The sequence below is a fragment of the Pseudomonas sp. R3.Fl genome, assembly GCF_023516765.1.
GTDB lineage: Bacteria > Pseudomonadota > Gammaproteobacteria > Pseudomonadales > Pseudomonadaceae > Pseudomonas > Pseudomonas citronellolis.
In genome coordinates, this window is sequence record NZ_JAMGSO010000001.1 from 4,749,667 (window position 1) to 4,771,509 (window position 21,843).

24 protein-coding genes are annotated in these 21,843 nt (G+C 68.6%); 19 read left to right on the forward strand and 5 right to left on the reverse strand.

The features are described 5' to 3' along the window. Positions 1-24: 24 nt before the first annotated feature. The 6 genes from eutL (at position 25) to M8R19_RS20965 (ending at position 5,537) form a co-directional block, all read left to right on the forward strand. A complete protein-coding gene (eutL, locus tag M8R19_RS20935; RefSeq protein ID WP_061562765.1) occupies positions 25-684 on the forward strand; it encodes an ethanolamine utilization microcompartment protein EutL in 660 nt (219 codons plus the stop codon). A 13-nt stretch (positions 685-697) separates the two neighbouring features. Continuing rightward, positions 698-1,186, forward strand: a complete 489-nt coding sequence (locus M8R19_RS20940; RefSeq protein WP_064584334.1) for a BMC domain-containing protein — start codon at positions 698-700, stop codon at positions 1,184-1,186. After that, on the forward strand, positions 1,183-2,538 hold the full coding sequence (locus tag M8R19_RS20945) for a 4Fe-4S dicluster domain-containing protein (protein ID WP_249918788.1): 1,356 nt from the start codon (positions 1,183-1,185) through the stop codon (positions 2,536-2,538). The genes M8R19_RS20940 and M8R19_RS20945 overlap by 4 nt, the downstream gene beginning before the upstream one ends. After that, positions 2,538-3,086 carry a BMC domain-containing protein gene (locus tag M8R19_RS33200; RefSeq protein ID WP_009615720.1) on the forward strand — a complete coding sequence of 183 codons (549 nt, stop codon included), beginning with the start codon at positions 2,538-2,540 and terminating at the stop codon, positions 3,084-3,086. The genes M8R19_RS20945 and M8R19_RS33200 overlap by 1 nt, the downstream gene beginning before the upstream one ends. Positions 3,087-3,195: 109 nt before the next feature. Then, positions 3,196-4,254: an HTH-type transcriptional regulator EutR gene (gene eutR, locus M8R19_RS20960; RefSeq protein WP_249918789.1), complete on the forward strand. Its 1,059-nt coding sequence runs from the start codon at positions 3,196-3,198 to the stop codon at positions 4,252-4,254. Positions 4,255-4,352: 98 nt separating this feature from the next. Beyond that, positions 4,353-5,537, forward strand: coding sequence for an acetate/propionate family kinase (locus M8R19_RS20965; protein WP_249918790.1), 1,185 nt, complete (start codon positions 4,353-4,355; stop codon positions 5,535-5,537). Positions 5,538-5,553: 16 nt separating this feature from the next. On the opposite strand, the gene dxs is transcribed toward M8R19_RS20965, so the two are convergent. From dxs to M8R19_RS20980, 3 genes are all read right to left on the reverse strand, one after another. After that, a complete protein-coding gene (dxs, locus tag M8R19_RS20970) occupies positions 5,554-7,464 on the reverse strand; it encodes a 1-deoxy-D-xylulose-5-phosphate synthase (RefSeq protein ID WP_249918791.1) in 1,911 nt (636 codons plus the stop codon). A gap of 536 nt (positions 7,465-8,000) precedes the next feature. Continuing rightward, the gene (gene ispA / locus M8R19_RS20975) at positions 8,001-8,888 is read right to left on the reverse strand and encodes a (2E,6E)-farnesyl diphosphate synthase (RefSeq protein WP_249918792.1); all 888 of its coding nucleotides are present in this window, start codon (positions 8,886-8,888) and stop codon (positions 8,001-8,003) included. Continuing rightward, entirely contained in the window at positions 8,885-9,127 is a 243-nt protein-coding gene (locus tag M8R19_RS20980) for an exodeoxyribonuclease VII small subunit (protein WP_009615726.1), read from the reverse strand. Before M8R19_RS20980 ends, ispA begins: the two co-directional genes overlap by 4 nt. Positions 9,128-9,246: 119 nt before the next feature. Between M8R19_RS20980 and M8R19_RS20985 the strand changes: the two genes are divergently transcribed. Then, positions 9,247-9,846 carry an acyl carrier protein phosphodiesterase gene (locus M8R19_RS20985; protein WP_043316628.1) on the forward strand — a complete coding sequence of 200 codons (600 nt, stop codon included), beginning with the start codon at positions 9,247-9,249 and terminating at the stop codon, positions 9,844-9,846. A 67-nt stretch (positions 9,847-9,913) separates the two neighbouring features. After that, positions 9,914-10,780: a universal stress protein gene (locus tag M8R19_RS20990; RefSeq protein ID WP_249918793.1), complete on the forward strand. Its 867-nt coding sequence runs from the start codon at positions 9,914-9,916 to the stop codon at positions 10,778-10,780. Between the two features lie 147 nt (positions 10,781-10,927). On the opposite strand, the gene M8R19_RS20995 is transcribed toward M8R19_RS20990, so the two are convergent. Together M8R19_RS20995 and olsB are read right to left on the reverse strand one after the other, a co-directional pair. Beyond that, positions 10,928-11,692: a lysophospholipid acyltransferase family protein gene (locus M8R19_RS20995; protein WP_074982192.1), complete on the reverse strand. Its 765-nt coding sequence runs from the start codon at positions 11,690-11,692 to the stop codon at positions 10,928-10,930. Then, the gene (gene olsB / locus M8R19_RS21000) at positions 11,692-12,450 is read right to left on the reverse strand and encodes an L-ornithine N(alpha)-acyltransferase (RefSeq protein WP_043273335.1); all 759 of its coding nucleotides are present in this window, start codon (positions 12,448-12,450) and stop codon (positions 11,692-11,694) included. Before olsB ends, M8R19_RS20995 begins: the two co-directional genes overlap by 1 nt. Positions 12,451-12,593: 143 nt before the next feature. Here olsB and M8R19_RS21005 point away from each other — a divergent pair, with 143 nt between their 5' ends. The 11 genes from M8R19_RS21005 (at position 12,594) to M8R19_RS21055 (ending at position 21,776) form a co-directional block, all read left to right on the forward strand. Further along, on the forward strand, positions 12,594-13,490 hold the full coding sequence (locus M8R19_RS21005) for an acyl-CoA dehydrogenase middle domain-containing protein (protein WP_249918794.1): 897 nt from the start codon (positions 12,594-12,596) through the stop codon (positions 13,488-13,490). A 71-nt stretch (positions 13,491-13,561) separates the two neighbouring features. After that, entirely contained in the window at positions 13,562-14,347 is a 786-nt protein-coding gene (locus tag M8R19_RS21010; protein ID WP_074982198.1) for an oxygen-binding di-iron domain-containing protein, read from the forward strand. Between the two features lie 90 nt (positions 14,348-14,437). Further along, on the forward strand, positions 14,438-15,565 hold the full coding sequence (locus tag M8R19_RS21015) for a serine hydrolase domain-containing protein (RefSeq protein WP_249918795.1): 1,128 nt from the start codon (positions 14,438-14,440) through the stop codon (positions 15,563-15,565). Beyond that, entirely contained in the window at positions 15,562-15,882 is a 321-nt protein-coding gene (locus M8R19_RS21020; RefSeq protein ID WP_043273330.1) for a hypothetical protein, read from the forward strand. Before M8R19_RS21015 ends, M8R19_RS21020 begins: the two co-directional genes overlap by 4 nt. Positions 15,883-16,170: 288 nt before the next feature. After that, positions 16,171-16,656 carry an Hcp family type VI secretion system effector gene (locus tag M8R19_RS21025; protein ID WP_249918796.1) on the forward strand — a complete coding sequence of 162 codons (486 nt, stop codon included), beginning with the start codon at positions 16,171-16,173 and terminating at the stop codon, positions 16,654-16,656. Further along, complete coding sequence (locus M8R19_RS21030) at positions 16,653-17,375, forward strand: DUF4225 domain-containing protein (protein ID WP_249918797.1); 723 nt, start codon at positions 16,653-16,655, stop codon at positions 17,373-17,375. The genes M8R19_RS21025 and M8R19_RS21030 overlap by 4 nt, the downstream gene beginning before the upstream one ends. 399 nt (positions 17,376-17,774) lie before the next feature. Then, positions 17,775-17,930: a hypothetical protein gene (locus tag M8R19_RS21035; protein WP_249918798.1), complete on the forward strand. Its 156-nt coding sequence runs from the start codon at positions 17,775-17,777 to the stop codon at positions 17,928-17,930. Positions 17,931-18,038: 108 nt separating this feature from the next. After that, entirely contained in the window at positions 18,039-18,614 is a 576-nt protein-coding gene (locus M8R19_RS21040; protein ID WP_249918799.1) for a YceI family protein, read from the forward strand. Between the two features lie 74 nt (positions 18,615-18,688). Continuing rightward, entirely contained in the window at positions 18,689-19,768 is a 1,080-nt protein-coding gene (locus M8R19_RS21045; protein ID WP_116425652.1) for a phospholipase D-like domain-containing protein, read from the forward strand. Between the two features lie 45 nt (positions 19,769-19,813). Continuing rightward, complete coding sequence (locus tag M8R19_RS21050) at positions 19,814-21,091, forward strand: acyltransferase family protein (RefSeq protein WP_349654700.1); 1,278 nt, start codon at positions 19,814-19,816, stop codon at positions 21,089-21,091. Positions 21,092-21,176: 85 nt separating this feature from the next. Next, on the forward strand, positions 21,177-21,776 hold the full coding sequence (locus M8R19_RS21055; protein ID WP_116425640.1) for a DUF2846 domain-containing protein: 600 nt from the start codon (positions 21,177-21,179) through the stop codon (positions 21,774-21,776). The last annotated feature ends 67 nt before the right edge of the window (positions 21,777-21,843 follow it).

Consider the following 21,843-nt stretch of genomic DNA (forward strand, 5'->3'; position numbering starts at 1 on the left):
CCCATTGCTGAGGAGCAACCCGACATGAGCATTCTCGATCCGATCAAACCGAGCGTCACGGCCATGCGCCTGATCGCCTCGTTGCAGGAAGACTTCCGCCGCGAGCTGAAGGTGGGCGAGCACATCCGCAGCCTCGGGCTGATCAGCGTCGATTCCGACGACGTCGCCTACATCGCCGCCGACGAGGCCACCAAGCAGGCCCAGGTGGAAGTGGTGTACGGCCGCTCGCTGTACGCCGGGGCGGCCAACGGGCCTTCGTCCACCGCCGGCGAGGTGCTGATCATGCTCGGCGGCCCCAACCCCGCCGAGGTGCGCGCCGGGCTCGACGCCATGAGCGAGGTGATCGAGGCCGGCCCGAGCTTCCGCTGGGCCGACGACGCCCACAGCGTGGCCTTCCTCGCCCACGTGGTGTCGCGCACCGGCAGCTACCTGTCGGCCGGCGCCGGCATCGCCCTGGGCGACCCCATCGCCTACCTGGTGGCGCCGCCGCTGGAGGCCACCTACGGCATCGACGCCGCGCTCAAGGCCGCCGACGTGCAACTGGTGACCTACGTGCCGCCGCCCTCGGAAACCAACTACTCGGCGGCCTTCCTCGCCGGCAGCCAGGCGGCCTGCCGCGCCGCCTGCAACGCCTTCTCCGAGGCGGTGCTGGAGATCGCCCGCAACCCCATCCAGCGGGCCTGAGGAGGTGAGCGCCATGATCGATGCCCTGGGCTTGCTGGAGGTCAGGGGCCTGGCCTGCGGCATAGAGGCCGCCGACGCCATGCTCAAGGCGGCGTCGGTGCGCCTGCTGCGCCAGGCCGTGACCAACCCGGCGCTGGTCACCCTGGTGGTGGAGGGTGACCTGGCCGCCTGCCGCGCCGCGCTGGACGCCGGCGCGGCGCTGGCTACCCGGCGCGGCTGCCTGGTCAGCCGCAAGGAGATCGGTCGTCCGGAAGACGACACCGCCTACCTGCTGGGCAGCCTGCTGGACGCCGGGCAGGGCCCGGCTCCGGCTCCGGCGCCGCAGGAGGCACTGCTCGGCCTGCTTGCCCGGCGCAAGCACGGCTACAGCGCCAGCGAGGTGGCGGCGGCCTTCGACATCCCGGTGGCGCAGGCCCGGGCCTGGCTGGAAGGCCTCTTCGCCCAGGGCCGGCTGCGCCGCCGCAGTAGCCGCTACCGCCTGCCGGGAGGGGCGCCGCGATGATCGCCGTCGAGGCCCTGGACGCCGGGGAAATCCGCCGCCGGGTGTTCGCCGCCGGCGTGGTGGGGGCGGGCGGCGCGGGCTTCCCGACCCACGTCAAGCTCGAGGCCCAGGCGGAGATCTACCTGGTCAACGGCGCCGAGTGCGAGCCCCTGCTCAAGGTCGACCAGCAACTCGCCGTGGAACAGGCCGAATGGCTGCTCAAGGGCCTGCTCCACGGCATGGCCGCCACCGGCGCGAAGGAGGGCATCATCGCCCTCAAGGCCAAGTACCGCGCGGCCATCGAGCGCCTGCAGCCGCTGCTGCCTGAGTGCGTGCGCCTGCACATACTGCCGGACGTCTACCCGGCCGGCGACGAGGTCATCACCATCTGGCTGGCCACCGGCCGGCGCGTGCCGCCGGCGGCGTTGCCGCTGGCCATCGGCGTGGTGGTGAGCAACGTGCAGACGCTGATCAACGTCGGCCGCGCGGTGGAACGGCAGCAACCGGTGACCCACCGCACCCTGACCGTGAACGGTGCGGTGCGCCAGCCGCTGACCCTCAGCCTGCCGCTGGGCACGCCGCTGCGCGAGGCCCTGGCCCTGGCCGGCGGCAGCACCCTGGAGCGCCCGGCCTTCATCAACGGCGGGCCGATGATGGGGCGCCTGCTGGACGACCTCGACGAACCGGTCGGCAAGACCACCGGCGGCCTGCTGGTGCTGCCGCAGGATCACCTGCTGGTGCGCCGCCGCCGGCAGAGCATGGACTCGGTGCTGGCCATGGCCCGCTCGGTGTGCGAGCAGTGCACGCTGTGCACCGAGCTGTGCCCGCGGCACATGATCGGCCACGAGCTGCCGCCGCACCTGATCGTGCGCGCCACCAACTACCAGCATGTCGCCCAGCCCAGCGTGCTGCTGTCGGCGCTGACCTGCTCCGAATGCGGCATCTGCGAGGCCTACGCCTGCCCGGTGGAGATTTCGCCGATGCGCCTGAACCAGGCGCTCAAGGCCCGCCTGCGCGAGGAGGGCGCCCGCTACCAGGGCGAACTGCGCGGCGCCGACCCCATGGCCGAATACCGCCTGTTGCCGGTCAGCCGCCTGGTCTCGCGCCTGGAGTTGCAGGCCTACAACCACAAGGCGCCATTGCTGGCGCAGGAATATCACCCCGCCGAAGTGCGCCTGGCGCTGCGCCAGCACATCGGCGTGGCCGCCCGGCCCCGCGTCGCCGTGGACCAGCAGGTGGCGCTGGGCGAATGCATCGCCGAAGTGCCCGAAGGACAACTCGGCGTGCCGCTGCACGCCAGCATCGCCGGCCGCGTGGCGGAGGTCGGCGACAGCCACATCCGCCTCGTCGCCAACCCGCCAGGAGAAGCCTGATGCACCACGCCATAGGTTTGATCGAACTGACCAGCATCGCCCGCGGCGTGCAGCTCGCCGACCTGATGCTGAAAAGCGCCGACGTGCAGCTGCTGGCGGCCAAGACCATCTGCCCCGGCAAGTACATCGCCATGGTCGGCGGCGAGGTCGCCGCGGTGCGCCAGGCGGTGCAGGCCGGCGCGGCCGAGGGCGGGCAGATGCTGGTGGACCAGTTCGTCCTGGCGAACATCCACGAGTCGGTGCTGCCGGCCATCAGCGGCGTCAACCCGGTGGAGCGGCCGCGCGCGCTGGGGGTGGTGGAAACCTTCAGCGTGGCGGCCTGCATCGAGGCCGCCGACGCCGCGGTGAAGGCGGCCAACGTCACCCTGGTGCGCGTGCACATGGCCTTCGGCATCGGCGGCAAGTGCTACCTGGTGCTGACCGGCGAGGTCGCCGACGTGGAGGCGGCGGTTCGGGTGGCCTGCGCCAGCGCCGGGGAAAAGGGGCTGCTGGTCCACGGCATGACCGTGCCCAGGCCGCACCTTGACCTGTGGCAACACCTGCTCTGAGCAATCCCCCACAGTGTGAGGTAGCCGTAGAGCCACCCACCTGGCCGTGCCTTGCATGACGAAACCCGACCCGCTCGCGCGGGTCCCTGAAGCTATCGGGCAAGGCGTCATGTCGGACAAGAAAAGCGCAATCGATCTGCATCACCTCTGGGCGTGTGACGGCACGCCGGGCAGGCTGGACGAACCCCTGGGCCACTGCGACGGCGTGCGCCGGCGGCAGACCCGCGACGTCTACGCCCACGCCTGCAACATCACCGCCTGGCAGCAGCTCTACGACCAGCTCGATCCCGGGTCCTTCCGCGGCGAGCTGACCGAGGTCTGGCTCGACGGCCTGCAGTTCTTCCGCGAATACACCAGCCACGCGCTGCACCAGTCCTGCATGGTCTGGCCCGGCGCCTTCTGGTTCGGCATCCCCTACGGCGACAAGGACGTCGGCTACATCGGCCGCGACTGCATCGACGCCCAGGCCATCGCCGTGCGCCCGGGCGGCCGCGAGTTCGAGCTGAGCACCCCGGACGACTACAACATCCTCGGCCTGGTGGTGGAGCGCGAGGCGCTGCTGGAGCACCTGGAACTGGAGGAGCTGCGCCACCTCGGCCTGCTGCTGGAGGAGTCGCGCCTGCTGCAGGTCGAGCCCGGCGCCCGGCGGCGCCTGTGCGACTTCATGCGCGCCGCGCTGGCGCAGGCCCAGGTCGAGCCGCTGAGCCTGCGCGAGCCCGCGGTGGCGCGGCAGCTGAACCACGACCTGCTGCTCTGCCTGCTGGACCTGCTGCAGGGCGCGGAACCCGCCCGCGACGCCTGCTCCCGCACCCTGCTGCGCAAGCACTGGGTGGTCGCCAGGGCGCGCGAATACGTGTTGGACAACCCCAGCCGGCCGGTGAGCGCGCTGGAGCTCTGCCGGCTCCTGCACGTCAGCCAGCGCACGTTGCGCAACTGCTTCCTGGACGTGCTCGGGCGCAGCCCCATCCACTACCTCAAGGCCGTGCGCCTGAACGCCGTGCACCGCGAGCTGGGCAGCCCCCACTCGCCCTACGCGACCGTGCAGGACGCCGCCATGGCCTGGGGCTTCTGGCACATGGGGCAGTTCGGGCGCGACTACCAGCAGCTCTTCGGTGAAAGGCCCTCGGCCACCCTGGCCAACCGCGAACGCCTGAGCGCGGCCTGGTAGGCCGCACCTCTTCTCCCCGGCGCGCCCGTGCCCGGCCCTTCGCGGTCCGGAGCGGCGCGGCGCGCCGGGCCCTCCCTTGTCCTGCAGGAAAACCTTCCATGTCCGACCGAAGCATCCTCGTCATCAACTGCGGCAGTTCGTCGATCAAGTTCGCCCTGGTCGACGAAAGCGCCCCCGAGTTCCGAGCCAGCGGCATCGTCGAATGCCTGGGCACGCCCCAGGCCAGCCTGCGCATCGTCGACGCCGGCGGCCGCGTCGACCTCGCCCTGCCGAACGCCGACCACCGCCAGGCCCTGGCGCGCCTGCTGCCGCTGGTGCAGGTAGCCGCCGAAGGGCGCCTGCAAGGCATCGGCCACCGCGTGGTGCATGGCGGCGAGCACTTCAGCCAGGCCTGCCGCATCGACCCGCAGGTCATGCAGAACATCCGCGATACCGTCGCCCTGGCGCCGCTGCACAACCCCGGCGCCCTGGCCGGCATCGAGGCCTCCGTGGCGCTGTACCCGCAACTGCCGCAGGTGGCGGTGTTCGACACCGCCTTCCACCAGAGCCTGCCCGAGCACGCCTACCGCTACGCCCTGCCGGAAAGGCTGTACCGGCATTTCGGCGTGCGCCGCTACGGCTTCCACGGCACCAGCCACCGCTACGTCAGCCAGTGCGCCGCCGCCCTGTGCGGCCTGCCGCCGGAGGACAGCTGCTGGCTGTCGGCGCACCTGGGCAACGGCAGTTCCACCTGCGCCATCGTCAACGGCCGCAGCCGCGACACCAGCATGGGCATGACGCCGCTGGAGGGCCTGGTGATGGGCACGCGCAGCGGCGACGTCGACCCCAACCTGCACGGCCACCTGATCCGCAGCCTGGGCTGGACCATCGAGGAAGTCGACAGGATGCTCAACGAAGACAGCGGCCTGCTCGGCCTGTCGGGCTTGTCCAACGACATGCGCACCCTGGAACAGGCGCGCGCCCGGGGCCACGCGGGCGCGGCCCTGGCCATCGAGGTGTTCTGCTACCGCCTGGCCAAGTCCCTGGCGGCGATGGGCTGCGCCATGCCGCGCATCGACGGCCTGGTGTTCACCGGCGGGATCGGCGAGAACTCGACGCTGGTGCGCGCCAGGACCCTGGCCCACCTGGGGTTCCTCGGCTTCGCCGTCGACGAGGCGGCCAACGCGGCCTGCGTGGGCGGCCGCTGCCGGGAAATCCACCAGCCCGGCTCGCCGCGGGTGCTGGTGGTGCCCACCGCCGAGGAGCGCATGATCGCCCTGGACACGCTGGCGCTGCTGGGCTGACGCCGCGCGCCGGGGCTCAGGCCTCGGGCGCGGGGTTGGCCAGCAGCGCCAGGCGCTCGGCGATGGCGCGCTCGATGCCGGCGGCGTCCAGGCCGCATTCGGCGAGCATCTGCGCCGGCTTGGCGTGCTCCACGTAGTAGTCCGGCAGGCCCAGGTGCAGCAGCGGCTGCTGGCGGTTCTCGCGGGCGAGGAACTCGCCGACCGCGGCGCCGGCGCCGCCCATCACGGCGTTTTCCTCGAGGGTCACCAGCAGTTCGTGGCTGTCGGCCAGCTCACGCACCAGGGCCTCGTCCAGCGGTTTGACGAAGCGCATGTCGGCGACGGTCGCGTCGAAGCGCTCGGCCACCTGCAGGGCCTCGGCCAGCTGCACGCCGAAGGCCAGGATGGCGACCTTGCCGGCCTTGCCCTGGCGGCGCAGCACGCCCTTGCCGATCTCCACCGGCGCAAGCGTCGGGTCGATCGGGGTGTTCGGCCCGCTGCCGCGCGGGTAGCGCACCGCCGCCGGGCCCTGGAACAGGTAGCCGGTGGTCAGCAGCTTGCGCAGTTCGTCCTCGTCGCTGGGGGTCATCACCAGCATGCCGGGGATGCAGCGCAGGTAGGAAAGGTCGAAGCTGCCGGCGTGGGTCGGGCCGTCCTCGCCCACCAGGCCGGCGCGGTCGATGGCGAAGAGCACGTCGAGGTTCTGCACCGCGACGTCGTGGATCAGCTGGTCGTAGCCGCGCTGCAGGAAGGTGGAGTAGATCGCCACCACCGGCTTGATGCCGTCGCAGGCCATGCCGGCGGCGAGGGTCACGGCGTGCTGTTCGGCGATGGCGACGTCGAAGTAGCGCTCCGGGAAGCGCTCGGCGAAGGCCACCAGGTCAGAGCCTTCCTTCATCGCCGGGGTGATGCCGACCAGGCGCGGGTCCTGCGACGCCATGTCGCACAGCCACTGGCCGAAGACGTTGGAGTACTTCGGCCCGCCGGCCTTCTTCGGCGCAGCGCCGGCCGGTTCCAGCTTGGTGATGGCGTGGTAGCCGATGGGGTCGGCCTCGGCGGGGGCGAAGCCCTTGCCCTTCTTGGTCACCACGTGGAGGAACTGCGGGCCCTTGAGGTCGCGCATGTTGCGCAGGGTGGCGATCAGCGTGGGCAGGTCGTGGCCGTCGATCGGGCCGATGTAGTTCCAGCCCAGCTCCTCGAAGAGGGTGCCGGGGACCAGCATGCCCTTGGCGTATTCCTCGGTGCGGCGGGCGATCTCCCAGGCGCCGGGCAGGCGCGAGAGCACCTTCTTGCTGCCTTCGCGCATGCTGCTGTAGGTGCGGCTGGAGAGAATCTTGGCCAGGTAGTTGGACAGGCCGCCGACGTTGTGCGAGATCGACATGTCGTTGTCGTTGAGGATCACCAGCATGTCGGCCTGCACGTCGGAGGCGTGGTTCAGCGCCTCGAAGGCCATGCCGGCGGTCAGCGCGCCGTCGCCGATCACCGCCACCGACTTGCGCCCCGAGCCCTGCATGCGCGCGGCGATGGCCATGCCCAGGGCGGCGCTGATGGAGGTGCTGGAGTGGCCGACGCCGAAGGTGTCGTACTCGCTCTCCGAGCGCCGCGGGAAGGCGGCCAGACCGTCCTTCTGGCGCAGCGTGCCCATGCGCTCGCGGCGGCCGGTGAGGATCTTGTGCGGGTAGGCCTGGTGGCCGACGTCCCACACCAGGCGGTCGTCGGGGGTGTCGAAGACGTAGTGCAGGGCGATGGTCAGCTCGATCACCCCCAGGCCGGCGCCGAAGTGGCCGCCGGTCTGGCCGACGCTGTAGAGCAGGTACTGGCGCAGTTCGTCGGCGAGGCTGACGAGCTCCGCCTCGCCCAGCCGGCGCAGCTCGACCGGCGTATTGGCGCGGTCGAGCAGGGGGGTGGCGGGGCGCTCGCGGGGGATCTCGTGGAACGTCGTGGGCATCAGGCTGATCGTTATGAGAGGCAAAGATGCGGCAGTTTACCTGATGCTTCTGACAGGCCCAAGCAAGGTGGGGGTGCTGTTTGGTTGGGGGAGGGGGTGGGTTTCTTGCGGTTGTTCCTGTGGGGCGGGGCTGGTTTTGCCTGTGGGCCTTGGGCCAGAGCGCTTGGCCTTCCAAGGGGCGTTCCGGTGCGCGCGGATGTTTCTCTGGAAATCCGTACGGCGCTATGCGCCGAATCGCAGACGGAGTCCGCTCCTACGCTTCAGGGAAGCACGGGTGTAGGAGCAACCGTCTTGCGCCGAGGTGCTCTTCGTAGGATGGGTTGAGCTTGCGAAACCCATGCGGTTGCGGTGATGGGTATCGCTTCGCTCAACGCCATCCTACGGGTCTTGTGTTTGCCGGAGGGCGTAGGAGCGGACTTTGTCCGCGATTGGATTCACCGCCCACGCCGAACGGCCCCCTCTCCCTCTGGGTGAGAGCTGGGGTTGAGGATTGCGGACTTCGCCGATACCCCGCTGCCTGGCCTGTACCGCGCCCCTCAGCTACGCCGCTCGACGATGTAGCGGGCCAGGTCCCGCAGCGGCTCGGCGCCCTCGCCAAAGCCTTCCAGGGCCGCCAGGGCCTGGTCGCGCAGGGCCAGGGCGTAGGCCTTGGCGGCTTCCAGGCCGAGCAGGGCGGGGTAGGTGGGTTTGTCGTGGGCCTGGTCCTTGCCCTGGGTCTTGCCCAGGGTGGCGGTGTCGCTTTCCACGTCGAGGATGTCGTCCTGCACCTGGAACGCCAGGCCGATGGCTCCAGCGTAGCGGGCCAGGGCCTCCAGACGTTCGGCGTCGGCCTGGCCGCTGGCCAGGGCGCCGAGGCGCACGCTGGCTTCGATCAGCGCGCCGGTCTTGTGCCGGTGCATGGTTTCCAGGGCCGCCTGGTCGATCTTGCGGCCCACCGCCTCGAGGTCGATGGCCTGGCCGCCGACCATGCCGGCGGAGCCGGCGGCGCGGGCCAGGGCGGTGACCATGGCCAGGCGCGTCTCGGCGTCCTGCGGGTTCAGCCGGGCCTCGGCCAGCACTTCGAAGGCCAGCGCCTGCAGGCCGTCGCCGGCGAGGATGGCGCAGGCCTCGTCGAAGGCGATGTGGGTGGTCGGCTGGCCGCGGCGCAGGTCGTCGTCGTCCATGGCCGGCAGGTCGTCGTGGACCAGCGAGTAGGCGTGGATCAGCTCCACCGCGCAGGCCGCGCCGTCGGCCCGGGCGGGGTCGCCGCCCAAGGCCTCGCAGGCGGCGTAGGCCAGCAGCGGGCGCACGCGCTTGCCGCCGTTGACCACGCTGTAGCGCATGGCCCGGTAGAGGCGCTGGAGGTCTTCGCGGGGCGGGGTGAACAGGGTTTCCAGAGCGGCGTCTACGCGCGCCTGGCAGCGCGCCTGGTAGGCGGCGATCATGCGTCTTCGCCTTCGCTGTCGAACGGCGCCTCGCTCAGCTCGCCATCGCGCTCCAGCAGCACCTGCACCTTCTGCTCGGCCTGGCTCAGCGCCGCCTGGCATTCGCGGGTGAGGCGGATGCCCTGCTCGAAGGCGCCGAGCGAGTCCTCCAGGGACAACTCGCCACTTTCCAGGCGTTCCACCAGGGTTTGCAGTTCGGCGAGGGACTGTTCGAAATCGACGGCTTTCTTGCGGGCCATGGGGACATCTCGGCGGGGTATTCGGAACCCGGCGACACTAGCAGAGACGGGCCTTGCGGGCAAATCCGCGGACCTTGCCCGGCATCCCGGTGGCGCATGTTTCGCGCTAAGCTTGGGCCATGAACTACCTCGCCCATCTCCACCTCGGCGGTTCGCAGCCGGCGCAGTTGCTCGGCAGCCTTTATGGCGATTTCGTCAAGGGGCCGCTGGCCGGGCGCTGGCCGGCGGACATCGAGGCGGCCATCCGCCTGCACCGGCGCATCGATGCCTTCACCGACAGCCATCCGCTGGTGCATGCGGCGAAGCTGCGCTTTCCCGCCGAACGGCGGCGCCTGGCGGGCGTGCTGCTGGACGTGTTCTTCGACCATTGCCTGGCCCGTGACTGGGACACATTCAGCAACGAGCCGCTCAGCGAATTCACCCGCCGCGTCTATGGTGTACTGAACACCACCCCGCAGTTGCCCGAGCGCCTGGCGCGCATCGCCCCGCGCATGGCGGCGCAGGACTGGCTGGGCAGCTACCGCGAGTTCACGGTGCTGCAGGACGTGCTCGCCGGCATGGCCCGGCGGCTGTCGCGCCCGGGCCTGCTGGACGGCGCCTGGGAGGAACTGGCCGAGCGCTACCAGCCGCTGAGCGACGACTTCCGCGCGTTCTACCCGCAACTGCTGGCGCTGGCCGGGCGCCGCGACAATTTGCCTGGGGATCGCCCCCCGGCTTGATATGCATCAAACGTAGGAAAGCCATGAAAGGATGCAATAGAACCCACGACGGAGAGGGAGGTGCAGCATGCTCAAATCATTGATGATCGCCACAGATTTGTCTTCGCGCTCGGAGAAGGCCCTGCAACGCGCCGGTGCCCTGGCCAAGCGCTTCGGCTGCCCGTGGACGGTGCTCTGCGTGGTGGACGAGGACCAGCCGGCGGCGCTGGTCGAGCAGGAGGCGACGCAGGTCCGGCTGCTGCTGGAGGCGCGCCTGGTCGAACTCACCGCCCTGGGCGGCAGTTGCCCGCGCATCCGCGTCGAGGTCGGCGACCCGAACCAGAAGGTCGTCAGCTGCGCGCTGGAAGAGGACGTCGACCTGCTGGTGATGGGCTCGCACCGCAAGAGCGTGCTGCGCGACATCTTCGTCGGCACCACGGTGGAACGCGTGGTGCGCGCCGGCAAGCTGCCGGTGCTGATGGTCAACCAGCCGGCGGTCGGTGAATACCGCGACCTGCTGCTGGCGCTGGACACCTCGCCGGCCTCGGCCAATGCGGTGCGCGTCGCCGAGCGCCTGGGCCTGCTGCAGGGCGCGGTGCGCCGCGCCATCTATGCCTTCAGCCCGCTGGCCAAGGGCATGATGCAGTACTCCGGGGTCAGCGAGGAGCGCATCGACGAGTTCGTCGGCACCGAGACGCGCCAGGCGGTGGACGAGTTCAAGGCGTTCCTGCGCGACCAGCAGCTGGAACCCTGGATCGACGAACAGCTGGTCGCCGTCGGCCTGCCGGGCAACGTGCTGGAGCGCATGTCCGAGAAGCACCGGCCGGACCTGCTGGTGATGGGTACCCGGGGCATGGGCGGGATCAAGCGTGCCCTGATCGGCAGTGTTGCCGACTACGCCCTGCGCGAACTGGATTGCGACATCCTGGTCGTGCCGCCGGAAACCGGCGTGTAGGACGGCGCGGCGCAGGCCCTGCGCGCCGCTGGAACGACGGCGCCCGCCAATGGCGGGCGCCGTGCTTTCCGGTTGGCGCTCAAGCCTGCGCCGCCGTCCGGGGCGGAACCTGCCAGCCGTGGCGCCCGGCAGGTTCGACTTTCTCTTTCAGGCGGCCAGCGCCTGCTCCCGAGCGACTTCTCCGTAGATCACCGTGCCGATGGCGGCGTGGGCCTGCTGCGCCAGCTGGGCGCGGTCGCGGCCCTGGCTGGGCAGCGGCGCGAGCAGGTGGATTTCCACGCAGCCGCGGTCGTTGCGCAGCAGCCGCAGCAGGTGGCTGACCAACTCGTCGTCGCCGATGAAGGGGGCCAAATGGTCCGGCTCGCCGTCGCGCAGGTAGCGCAGGGCCACCGGCTGCAGCGGCACCCCGGCGTGGATGGCGCCGGCCAGCAGGCGCCCGTGGAAGTTGCGCAGGCCGCGGCCGTCGGTGGTGGTGCCTTCCGGGAAGATCAGCGTCGAGCGGCCCAGTTGCAGGGCCCCGGCGATCTGCTCGCCGAGGCGGCTGCCGTCGCCCGAGCCGCGGCGGATGAACAGGGTGCCGGCCTTTTCCGCCAGCCAGCCGGCCAGCGGCCACTGGCGCACCTCGGCCTTGGACAGGAAGGTCAGCGGGGCCAGGGCGCCGAGCAGCGGGATGTCGAGCCAGGACACGTGGTTGCTGACCCACAGCGCCGGCTGCCGGGGCAGCTCGCCATAGACCTTCACCCGCAACGGCAGGGCGCGGCTCAGGCGCGCCAGCCACCAGCGCGTCAGGCTCTGGCGCAGGGCGGTCCAGTCGTAGCCGGGAAGGCGTTCGAGCAGCGCCACCCCGGCGGCCAGCGCCAGGCCCAGGCCGATCACCGCCAGCAGGCGGGCGATGCGCCAGGCGCCGCGCATCACACGGCCGCCTTGAAGTGGCGGGCGTAGCGCGGGCACAGCTCGTCGCGCTTGAGCAGGATGAACACGTCGGCGACCTGGAAGTCCGGGTCCCAGCAGGGCTCGCCGCAGATCTTCGCGCCCAGGCGCATGTAGGCCTTGAGCAGCGGCGGCAGCTCGGCGGTGAGGTTGTCCGGCAGCTCCTGCGCCGGCAGCGGCGTCTTCGGCTCGGCGCGCAGGTTCTCGCGGCACAGGTAGCGTTCGCGCAGGCGCTGCATCACCGCCAGGGCCTGGATGCCGCCGTCGCGCATGGGGATGCTGGCGCAGCCCATCAGGTAGCGGTAGCCGCCCTCGTTGAGCACTTCGGCCAGCTCGCCCCAGAGCACGGCGATGGTGGCGCCGTTGCGGTAGGCCGGGTCGACGCATGTGCGGCCGATCTCCAGCACCGGGCCCTGCAGCTCGGCCAGGCCGTCGAGGTGGAATTCCTCTTCGCTGTAGAAGCGCCCCAGGCGCTCGGCGGCGCGGTGGTCGAGCAGGCGGGTGGTGGCCACCAGGGCGCCGCTGGCCAGGTCGCGCACGCCGATGTGCAGGCAGTGGCTGTCGTAGTCGTCCAGGTCCAGGCCGAGTTCGGCGCCTTTGAGGCGTGCATCGAACTCGCTGCTGAAGACGCGGAAGCGCAGGGCCTGGGCTTCGCGCAGGGCGCGGGCGCCGCGCAGGCGCACGGCTTTCAGGCGGCGTTCTTCGCGCGGGGTGTCGCAGGCGTGGGCGGTCTGACTCATGCGGAGGCCTCCATGGGCCGGCCAGGCGGGTTGCGGCCGGTCGCCTTTGTTGTGCAAGCTCAGGCTAGGAAGCGGCGGTGTCACGCTTGTGACCCTGGCGTGATGCTTGTATGACAACACCACCCCCCGATGAGGATCGCCCCATGCCCTGGAACCGCCTGCTCGGCCCCCTGGAGCCACTGCCCGCCGGCCTGGCCCTGGAGGACTGGTACGCCGAACTGCTGGCCTGCGCCGCTGGCGCGGGGTCGCTGGAGCTGGCGGTGCTCGCCGGGCGCCTGGCGGCCACTCCCGGCCTGGCCTTCCTCGGCGGCTACCAGGCGGCCCTGCGCGCCCTGTGGCCGGCGGCCCCGGCCGGGCTGGGCGCGCTCTGCGTCAGCGAGGGCAAGAGCCTGCGCCCGGCGGACCTGGCCACCCGCCTGGACGGCCTGACCCTGCACGGCCGCAAGGACTTCGCCACCGCCGCCGACAGCGCCGCCTGGTACCTGGTGGCGGCGCGCGACGAGCCGGACGGCGAGGCCCCGCGCCTGGCCATGACCGTGGTGCTGGCCGGCGCCCCCGGCGCGCGCCTGGAGCCGATGCCGGCCATGCCGCTGATCCCCGACATCCCCCACGCCCGGCTGATCCTCGAGGGCGCCCACTGCGAGCGCCTGCCGGGCGACGGCTGGGACGCCTACAGCAAGCCGTTCCGCGGCCTGGAAGACCTGCACGTGATGGCCGCGCTGCTGGCCTGGCTGTACGGCGTGGGCCTGGCCAGCCGCTGGCCGCGGGAATTGCCCCTGCGCCTGGCCGGGCTGCTGGCCGGCTGCGCCGAAGTGGCGCGGCACCCGGTGGGCGACACGGCGACGCACCTGCTGCTGGGCGGCCTGTTCGCCCAGTTCGACGCCCTGGCCCCGGCGCTGGACGCCGCCATCGGCCAGGGCCCGGAGCACTGGGCGCAGCTGTGGAAGCGCGACCGCGCCGTGCTCGCCCTGGGTGGCAGCGCCCGCGCCAGGCGCCTGGACAAGGCCTGGGCGGCACTGGGGCTTGACCCAGGTCAGTGAGGCCGGCGCCCGCGCCTGGGTACCCTGCGCGACATTCCGCCGCCCCACCGGCATGACCCGCAGGAAGCTCCATGCGTCGCGAACCCATAGTGCTGTTCGACAACGGCACCCACCAATGCCTGTGCTTCGACGACCTCGTCAGTGGCGACGGGGTGCAGTCCAACCAGTTCCTCATCGTCGACCACGGCCAGTACCTGCTGCTCGACCCGGGCGGCGACCTGACCTACACGCCGCTATCGCTGGAGCTGTCGAAGCTGATGCCGTTGCAGGAGCTGGACTACATCTTCGCCTCGCACCAGGACCCGGACATCATCGCCGCGCTGGACAAGTGGCTGCTGCACACCCGCGCCAAGGTCATCTGCTCCAAGCTCTGGGCGCGCTTCCTGCCGCACCTGACGGCCAGCTACCTGGCGGTCAGCCACGGCATCTCCACCTACGACCGCGTCATCGCCGTGCCCGACCGGGGCCAGTCGCTGAACCTCGGGCGCTGCCAGCTGAAGGTGCTGCCGGCGCACTTCCTGCACTCGGTGGGCAACTTCCAGATCTACGACCCGGTCAGCCGCATCCTCTTCTCCGGCGACATGGGCGCCTCCCTGGTGGACGACGCCAACCCGGTGCAGGACTTCGCCGAGCACCTGCCGCACATGCTCGGCTTCCACCGCCGCTACATGGCCAGCAACAAGGTGTGCCGGCTGTGGGCGGACATGGTGCGCACCCTCGACGTGCAGATGATGGTGCCGCAGCACGGCCGGCCCTTCGTCGGGCGGCCGATGATCGACGCCTTCCTGGACTGGATAAGCGGCCTGGAATGCGGCATGGACCTGCTCGGCCCGGCCGACTACCAGGTGCCGCGCTGAATCCGTCCGCCATTACGGCGTGATCGGCGCTTAAAGCCGTCATGGCAGCGTGCTAGGGTTCCGCCGGAGCTGACAACAAGAGGCCCGCCGATGCCCATGCCCTCCCTGCGCCCGCTGCTGCGTGGCCTCACCCTGGCCGCCGGCCTGTGCCTGCTGGCGCCGGCCCACGCGGAAACCTGGCCGGACGCCGACTGGCAGTCCGGCCCCGCGCCCAGTGGCCCGGCGTTGCAGGCCTTCGAAGCCTATGCCTTCCCGGCGCGCGACGACGCCACCCGCCAGGGCGTGCGCAGCGACGCCGTGGTGGTGATCCGCGACGGTCAGTTGGTCTACGAGCGCTATGCCGGGCCGACCCGGGCGCAAACCCCGCACCTGGCCTGGTCGATGAGCAAGAGCATCATGGCCTGCGTGCTCGGCGTGGCCTACGGCGAGGGCCGCTTCCAGCTGGACGACGCGGTGGCGCAGCACTTCGCGCCCTTCGCCGCGCACCCGCAGGTGAAGATGCGCCACCTGCTCAACTGGGCCTCGGGCCTGGCCTGGGAAGAAGACTACGAATACGCCCCGCTGAAGTCCTCGGTGGTGGCCATGCTCTACACCCGCGGCCGCGACGACATGGCCGGCTTCGTCGCCGGCTTCCCCGCCGACGCCGAGCCGGGCCAGCGCTTCCGCTACTCCAGCGGCGACAGCAACGTGCTCGCCGCCAGCCTCAAGCAGATGGTCGGCGACGCCTACGCGGACTACCCCTGGACCGCGTTGTTCGAGCCCCTGGGCATCCGCTCGGCGGTGTGGGAGCGCGACGCCAGCGGCACTTTCGTCGGTTCCTCCTACGCCTACATGAGCGCCCGCGACCTGGCGCGCATCGGCCTGCTGATGCAGCGCGGCGGGCGCTGGAAGGAACGCCAGCTGCTACCGCAGGCCTGGATGCAGTTCGCCCTCACGCCGTTCGCCAACTACCGCCCGAGCGCGGAAGACGCCAGCGACGGCGTGCCCGGCGGCCAGTGGTGGCTCAACCGCGCCCCGGCCGGCGCCGGCCTGCCCTGGCCGAACGCCCCGGAAACCACCTTCGCCGCCCTCGGCCACTGGGGCCAGGCGCTCTACGTGCTGCCCGACCAGAAGCTGGTGATCGTGCGCTACGCCGACGACCGCGACGGCAGCTACCGCCACGACGACTTCCTCAAGCGGGCCCTCGCGGCCTTCGCCCAGCCGGAGGCCAAGCCATGATCCGCCGCCACCCGCTGCTCAGCCTGCTGCTCCTGCTGCTCGTCGCCCTGGCCGGCTGGGCCTGGGCCAACCGCGTGCACCTGGAGTCCTTCCCGCCGATCATCGGCGCCTACACGGCCAAGGAGTACTGCTCCTGCCGCTACGTCATGGGCAACAGCGCCGAATACTGCCAGGGCTACACCAAGCAGTACGTGCCCACCAGCGCCTTCCTCGACGACGCCGAGCACAAGCGCGTGACCGCCCGCGGCCTGGGCAGCACCCAGACCGCCGCCTGGCTCGGCCCGCGCGAGGGCTGCCGGCTGCTGCCGCAGCCGTAGGGCGGATAACGCCTACGGCGTTATCCGCCGTTGTCCTTGGGCACCAGTATTCCGGTCGGTGGCGGCCTTGGCGATGGGTATCGCTTCGCTCGGCCCATTCTACGAGCCTAAGCTTGGACAACCTGGTTTGCGACCTGACCACAGACTTACCTGACCGGGTCTTTCACCGAACCGCCGATAGCCGACAGCCCAAAACTAGAAATATCCGTAAAGACTTTCGAGAACTACCTACAGAACGACTGAAACCCTTGTAATAGGATGCTCAGCTGACTAAAAGGAGCTTTATATATGGCTAATCACGGTTACATGACTATAACCGGCAAGGCTCAAGGGTTGATTTCGGCAGGCTGCTCAACTCAGGATTCCATCGGTAACAAATGCCAAGCGGCGCATGCCGACGAAATCATGGTGCTGTCTTGCAGTCACAATATGGCCAATATCGGAAATATTAATAAGCCAACACATTATCCAATTATCATAACCAAAAACGTTGATAAATCCTCACCACTCCTGGCTCAGGCGCTCTCAAGTAGAGAGGAAATAAACTGTACCATCAGTTTTTACCGCGTGTCTTCCTTTGGCATGCAGGAGAAATTCTATTCTATTTCGATCAATGGTGGAATTATTGCTGACCTGACACTCGAAATGCCTCACGCTATTTTGCTGCACGACGCAGAACCGCAAGAACATGTCGCCATCCGTTACCGAGATATCACTTGGACCCACCACTCTGCTGGCACCAGCGGATATAGCACGTGGGGAAATGACGAATGAAGCCGACAAGCGAAAGTTGCATGCCTGGCAGTTGTGATTACTGGATGGTTAGTGACGCCGCTAGAAAACTTGGAAGTCAAGCCAGCACATTAGGTGCTAGGCACATCAAAGACGGCACACTACGCTTGCAATTTAACCGTGAAGTTGCTTATTACGCTAGAAGCATTGTTAATGATGTCGAGCAGGGTAAAAAAAGCCCTGGGCAGGGTCTAAACGACCTCAAGAACGAACAGAGCAGCCTGCTGAGCCAGTCACTAGAGGTGGCTCAAAAAGGCGTTGGAGCAATCGCCGGAGCGCTTCAATTCGCAGCAGGTGCCGGGATATGCTACGGCTCAGCTGGTACGCTGTGCCTTTTTGCTGGGGCCCCTTTGATGGCACATGGTGCCAATAATGCGTATGAAAATGGGCGAAACTTATGGGAAGGTCGCTCAGATATACAGGGGCCTGTCAGGAAGGGTTACCAAGAGGCTGCAAAAATGATGGGCGGAGAAGCCTTTGAAGGGGATATGGCTTATGGATCCGTTGACTTGGGGCTTTCCGCATACGGCGTTGGTAGACTGATATTAAAGCCTGATGCATGGCGTTTATTTAGATATGTGCGCGCTGATTATGTTCGCGGGTATGAAAATTCAAGCAAGGCTGCATTAACATTTGAAGTTATCTCCGATACTGCAACAGTGAACTCTATGTATTTGGAGGGCAAAAGTCGTGACAAGTAATCTATTGCTTGTTGTAATATTGTATTCACTTATATCATTGATGGTCTTTTGGGCTTTCTACTCAATCTCAAGAAGGATTTCAGGAGTTAGTCTTACGCATCGAAGGTTTTGGTTTTTTTTTGTATTGCTTATGCTTTGGGGGGCAAATCAACTCAGCGTAGCTCGCTATGGTTACATTTTTTTATATTTACCATCCAAAGAAATTTTTGGAAATAATTATATAGTTCGATGGATTGCTTTTATAAGTGCCCTGTTTCAAACGTTTTGTCTCCCGAGTAGAGACAACCCAAGACGCTGGTTTTCACGAAAGTAAACTCACATCTAATCAATCCCGCTCAGGATGTCCCCATCCTGATTAATTAGGGCACGAGTGTCCCTTCCTTAAGCCAAGACGCCTCAATGAAGTGCTCTGGCTACTCACCTGCATGTCGTCCCATCACTCTGCCGCCGCTGGACATCCACGCGGTATGGCCCAAGATCCGCTACATGCCGTTGAAGATCCGTTGCGCCATCGATGCGCTGGTGGCCGGAATTCCCGCCCTGCTGGCCGACTGAACCAATGGCGCTGCCGCCTGCCCAACGGGCTCGCCGGCCGGTTTGCAAGCCGACGGCGGGCGGCTATCGTTGGCCGTTGATCCGGTCGTTTTCCATGTAAGGGATTTCATGCGCTCGCTGTTCGCCTTCCTCTTCGCGGCCTGCTTCGCCGCTTCCGCCCAGGCGGCCTGGTACCTCGACTACGAATCCTCGCGGCTGAACTTCGTCACCGGCCGCGGCGCCGCCGGCGCCGACAGCAACCGCTTCCTGGTCATGCACGGCAGCGTCGACGACCACGGCAAGGCCAGCCTGCGCATCGAGCTGGACTCGGTGCTCAGCGGCGTGCCGCTGCGCGACGAGCGCATCCGCGAGCTGCTGTTCGAGACTGAACGCTACCCCGAGGCCACGGTGCAGGCGCAGCTGGACCTGGGGCCGATCCTCGACCTGGCCAACGGCGCGCAGCTGGAAATGCCGTTGCGCCTGAGCCTGGACCTGCACGGCGCCAGCCACGCCTACCGCGCCGAGGTGCTGGTGACGCGCCTGGACGAACGGCGCTTCCAGGTGGTGACGCTGTCGCCGCTGATCCTCGACGCCGCCGACTTCGGCCTGGCGCCGGGGGTGGAGCAACTGCGCAAGCTCGCCGGCCTGCAGACCATCAACCTGGCGGTGCCGGTGGGCGCCGTGCTGATTTTCGCCCAGCGGTGAGCGGGCCGGTCTTCCCCTGGCGCAGCGGCAACCGCTTCGCCCTGCTGGTGGACGGGGAGGACTTCTTCCCGAGCATGCTCACGGCCATCGCCCGGGCGCAGCGCCAGGTGGACCTGGAGCTGTACCTGGTGGAGGGCGGCACCTGTTCCGAGCTGCTGCTGGAAACCCTGATCGACGCCCTGCGCCGCGGCGTGGCCGTGCGCTGCCTGTTCGACGGCTTCGGCGCCCTGCGCCTGGGCAGCGCCTGGGGCCGCCGCCTGCGCGAGGCCGGCGGCGAGCTGCGCCTGTACAACCCGCTGCGCTGGCGCGGTGGCTGGCGCAACCTGTTCCGCGACCACCGCAAGCTGCTGCTGGTGGACCAGGACCTGGGCTACGTCGGCGGCGCCGGCGCCACCGACGAGTTCTGGTCGGTGCCGGAGAACGCCAGCGCCTGGCACGAGGTGATGGTGGAAATGCAGGGCCCGGTGCTGGCCGACTGGCTGGTGCTGTTCGAGCGCCAGTGGCATGCCTGCCTGCAGGCCAAGGCCTGGCGCCCGCAGCAGATGGTGTCGCCGGCGCGCCTGCCGCCCACGCCCGTCGGCAGCAGCGGCCTGGGCCGGGTGGCCTACGCCGACGCCCGCCAGCACCGCGACATCCTGCAGTCGCTGGTGCGCAGCCTGAACGGCGCGCAGCAGCGCATCTGGCTGGCCACGCCGTATTTCCTGCCCACTTGGAAGGTCCGCCGGGCCCTGCGCAAGGCCGCGCGGCGCGGGGTGGAGGTGCGCCTGCTGCTGACCGGCCGGCTCACCGACCACGCCCCCGTGCGCTATGCTGGGCAGCGTTATTACCCGCGCCTGCTGCGCGCCGGCATCCGCATCTTCGAGTACCAGCCGCGCTTCCTGCACATGAAGGTGGTGCTGGTGGACGATTGGACGAGCGTCGGTTCGTGCAACTTCGACCATTGGAACTTGCGGTTCAATCTGGATGCCAATATCGAGATACTGGACGCCGACTTCACGGCGGCGGTGGCCGATTGCCTGATCGCCGACTTCGCCGCCAGCCGGGAGATCGATTTCACGCTGTGGCACGGCCGCTCCCTGTGGATGCGCCTGCACCAGCGGTTGTGGGGCTGGCTCGACCGGGTGGTGGTCAACTTCCTTGACCGCCGCCGTTGAGCAGTCCGCCGGGGCAGGCACCCCGGGGAGAACGGGAGTAAGGTCGTGAACAAGATCCGCAAGGAAAGGTTCATCGGGCTGGAGTGGTTGCGCTTCCTGCTCGGGATGTACGTGGTGATCTACCACACCCTCCACGTCTACCCGGCGGAGCAGAAGTTCCGCGGGCTGGACGAGCTGACCAGCCTGGGCTTCTTCGCCACCAGCACCTTCTTCGTGCTCTCCGGCTTCCTCCTGGCCCACGTCTACGTCACCGACGGCCAACTGCGCGAGAGCCCGCGCAGCTTCCTCACCAAGCGCTTCTCCAACCTCTACCCGATCCACATCTTCTCGATCCTGCTGACCATCGGCGTGCTGCTGCTGATCAGCCAGTTGGGCATTGGCCCGGACCTGGACCAGGCCACCCCGCGCTTCGTGGTCTACGACACCCACGACACCCTCGGCCAGACCCACCCGGAGCTGTTCCGCCACTGGATGAGCGACCGCGAGCTGCTGCTCAACAGCATCCTCCAACTGACCATGCTGCAGGCCTGGAACCCGCTGTACCTGACCTTCAACGCGCCGCTCTGGTCGCTGTCCACGCTGTTCTTCTTCTACCTCTGCTTCCCGGCGCTGGCGCCGCGGCTGATGCGCATCGGCAACAAGCGGCGGGCGCTGCTGGCGCTCTGGCTGCTGTACCTGGTGCCGCCGCTGCTGCTGGCGCTGCACCAGCAGTACGGCATGCCCTGGACCGGCCTGCTGCACCGCAACCCGATCCTGCGCCTGCCGGAATTCCTCGGCGGCATCCTCGCCTACGGCCTGTTCCGCGAGCACAAGGACAGCGGCCGCCTGCCCGGCACCGGCGCGGTGCTGGCGCTGGGCGCCTTCGTGGTGGCCAACTTCCTCGCCGCCGACTACCTCTACACCCAGGGCGCGCGGCACTGGTACTTCCTGCTGCACAACGGCCTGCTGCTGCCGGCGCAACTGGTGCTGGTGTACATCAGCGCCTTGCCGCGCGACCCGCACAGCCCGGCGATCCGCCACTGGTCGCCGCGCCTGGGCGCGGCCTCGCTGTCGCTGTTCGCCCTGCACGTGCCGCTGTTCACCCTGTTCTCGCGCACCGAGAAGCTGATCCGCGCGCCCGGCGACTGCCTGGCCGACTGGGCCTACTGCATCACCGCGGCCACCGAGCAGCAGCTGTCGCTGTGGCTGTACCCGCTGTTCCTGTTGTTCATGGTGGTCAGCTGCGTGCTGTTCCAGGAGCGCTTGGTGGTACCCACGCGCAAGTGGTTGGTGCGTCACCTGTTACCGCAGGCGGCGCAGAGGCGCCCGGCCACCTTGCCCTGAGGCGCCGCCACCCGGACTTTCGGCGGGTGGCCCGGCGGCCGGCGCTGGTTATGCTCACGGCATGACCACAAGAAGGGACTGACGCATGTTGCGATCGCTGCTGGGCCTGGTTCTCCTGCTGCTGGCCGGTTGCAGTTCCCCCGGCGCCTTCTTCGGCGCCACCGACGGCCAGGCCTTCGCGCCGCTGCGACCCGGCGACGCGCAACATGCCCTGGTCTATCTCTACCGCCCGCAGAACCAGTGGGCCGACGAGGAGCTGGAAGCCCCCGGCCTGTTCCTCAACAACGAGCTGATCGGCAGCCTGCCGAGCAACGGCTACCTGGCCCTGGAGTTCGAGCCGGGCAGCTTCAAGCTGGAAATGCGCCGGCCGCTGTTCGGCAGCTTCTGGACCTTCTTCGCCGACGGCCCGCTGGACTTCACCCGCATCGCCAGCTTCATGCTCGAAGCCAAGGCCGGCGGCGTCTACTACCTGCGCTACGACGAGGACCGCGTGCCCGCCAAGCGCAGCCACAGCGAGGGCGACGGCCCGCTGCAACTGATCGAGGCGCGCCTGGCCGAACCCGAGATCGCCCGCACCCGCCTGATCCAGGAACCGGCGCAGATCGCCGCCAGCGGCTACGAGGTGCGGCGCCAGCGGCGTTTCTGGGAAGGCGTCGGCAAGGCCCTGGACAAGGTCGGCATCTGAGTCCCCCAGGTTATGAGTTGAACTCATAGCTCCTTGAGTTTTTATGCTTACCGGCCCGCAACGGGCC

What these genes read in the sequence shown, in the direction of transcription:
- dxs (WP_249918791.1), bottom strand. Translation starts at nt 7,464, where the DNA reads ATGCCCACGACGTTCCACGAGATCCCCCGCGAGCGCCCCGCCACCCCC.
- M8R19_RS20990 (WP_249918793.1), top strand. Translation starts at nt 9,914, where the DNA reads ATGCTCAAATCATTGATGATCGCCACAGATTTGTCTTCGCGCTCGGAG.
- M8R19_RS20940 (WP_064584334.1), top strand. Translation starts at nt 698, where the DNA reads ATGATCGATGCCCTGGGCTTGCTGGAGGTCAGGGGCCTGGCCTGCGGC.
- M8R19_RS21025 (WP_249918796.1), top strand. Translation starts at nt 16,171, where the DNA reads ATGGCTAATCACGGTTACATGACTATAACCGGCAAGGCTCAAGGGTTG.
- olsB (WP_043273335.1), bottom strand. Translation starts at nt 12,450, where the DNA reads ATGAGTCAGACCGCCCACGCCTGCGACACCCCGCGCGAAGAACGCCGC.
- M8R19_RS21040 (WP_249918799.1), top strand. Translation starts at nt 18,039, where the DNA reads ATGCGCTCGCTGTTCGCCTTCCTCTTCGCGGCCTGCTTCGCCGCTTCC.
- M8R19_RS21010 (WP_074982198.1), top strand. Translation starts at nt 13,562, where the DNA reads ATGCGTCGCGAACCCATAGTGCTGTTCGACAACGGCACCCACCAATGC.
- M8R19_RS20945 (WP_249918788.1), top strand. Translation starts at nt 1,183, where the DNA reads ATGATCGCCGTCGAGGCCCTGGACGCCGGGGAAATCCGCCGCCGGGTG.
- eutR (WP_249918789.1), top strand. Translation starts at nt 3,196, where the DNA reads ATGTCGGACAAGAAAAGCGCAATCGATCTGCATCACCTCTGGGCGTGT.
- M8R19_RS21035 (WP_249918798.1), top strand. Translation starts at nt 17,775, where the DNA reads ATGAAGTGCTCTGGCTACTCACCTGCATGTCGTCCCATCACTCTGCCG.
- M8R19_RS20965 (WP_249918790.1), top strand. Translation starts at nt 4,353, where the DNA reads ATGTCCGACCGAAGCATCCTCGTCATCAACTGCGGCAGTTCGTCGATC.
- M8R19_RS20995 (WP_074982192.1), bottom strand. Translation starts at nt 11,692, where the DNA reads ATGCGCGGCGCCTGGCGCATCGCCCGCCTGCTGGCGGTGATCGGCCTG.
- M8R19_RS21005 (WP_249918794.1), top strand. Translation starts at nt 12,594, where the DNA reads ATGCCCTGGAACCGCCTGCTCGGCCCCCTGGAGCCACTGCCCGCCGGC.
- M8R19_RS21020 (WP_043273330.1), top strand. Translation starts at nt 15,562, where the DNA reads ATGATCCGCCGCCACCCGCTGCTCAGCCTGCTGCTCCTGCTGCTCGTC.
- M8R19_RS21045 (WP_116425652.1), top strand. Translation starts at nt 18,689, where the DNA reads ATGCTCACGGCCATCGCCCGGGCGCAGCGCCAGGTGGACCTGGAGCTG.
- M8R19_RS21055 (WP_116425640.1), top strand. Translation starts at nt 21,177, where the DNA reads ATGTTGCGATCGCTGCTGGGCCTGGTTCTCCTGCTGCTGGCCGGTTGC.
- M8R19_RS21015 (WP_249918795.1), top strand. Translation starts at nt 14,438, where the DNA reads ATGCCCATGCCCTCCCTGCGCCCGCTGCTGCGTGGCCTCACCCTGGCC.
- M8R19_RS21030 (WP_249918797.1), top strand. Translation starts at nt 16,653, where the DNA reads ATGAAGCCGACAAGCGAAAGTTGCATGCCTGGCAGTTGTGATTACTGG.
- eutL (WP_061562765.1), top strand. Translation starts at nt 25, where the DNA reads ATGAGCATTCTCGATCCGATCAAACCGAGCGTCACGGCCATGCGCCTG.
- M8R19_RS20980 (WP_009615726.1), bottom strand. Translation starts at nt 9,127, where the DNA reads ATGGCCCGCAAGAAAGCCGTCGATTTCGAACAGTCCCTCGCCGAACTG.
- M8R19_RS33200 (WP_009615720.1), top strand. Translation starts at nt 2,538, where the DNA reads ATGCACCACGCCATAGGTTTGATCGAACTGACCAGCATCGCCCGCGGC.
- ispA (WP_249918792.1), bottom strand. Translation starts at nt 8,888, where the DNA reads ATGATCGCCGCCTACCAGGCGCGCTGCCAGGCGCGCGTAGACGCCGCT.
- M8R19_RS20985 (WP_043316628.1), top strand. Translation starts at nt 9,247, where the DNA reads ATGAACTACCTCGCCCATCTCCACCTCGGCGGTTCGCAGCCGGCGCAG.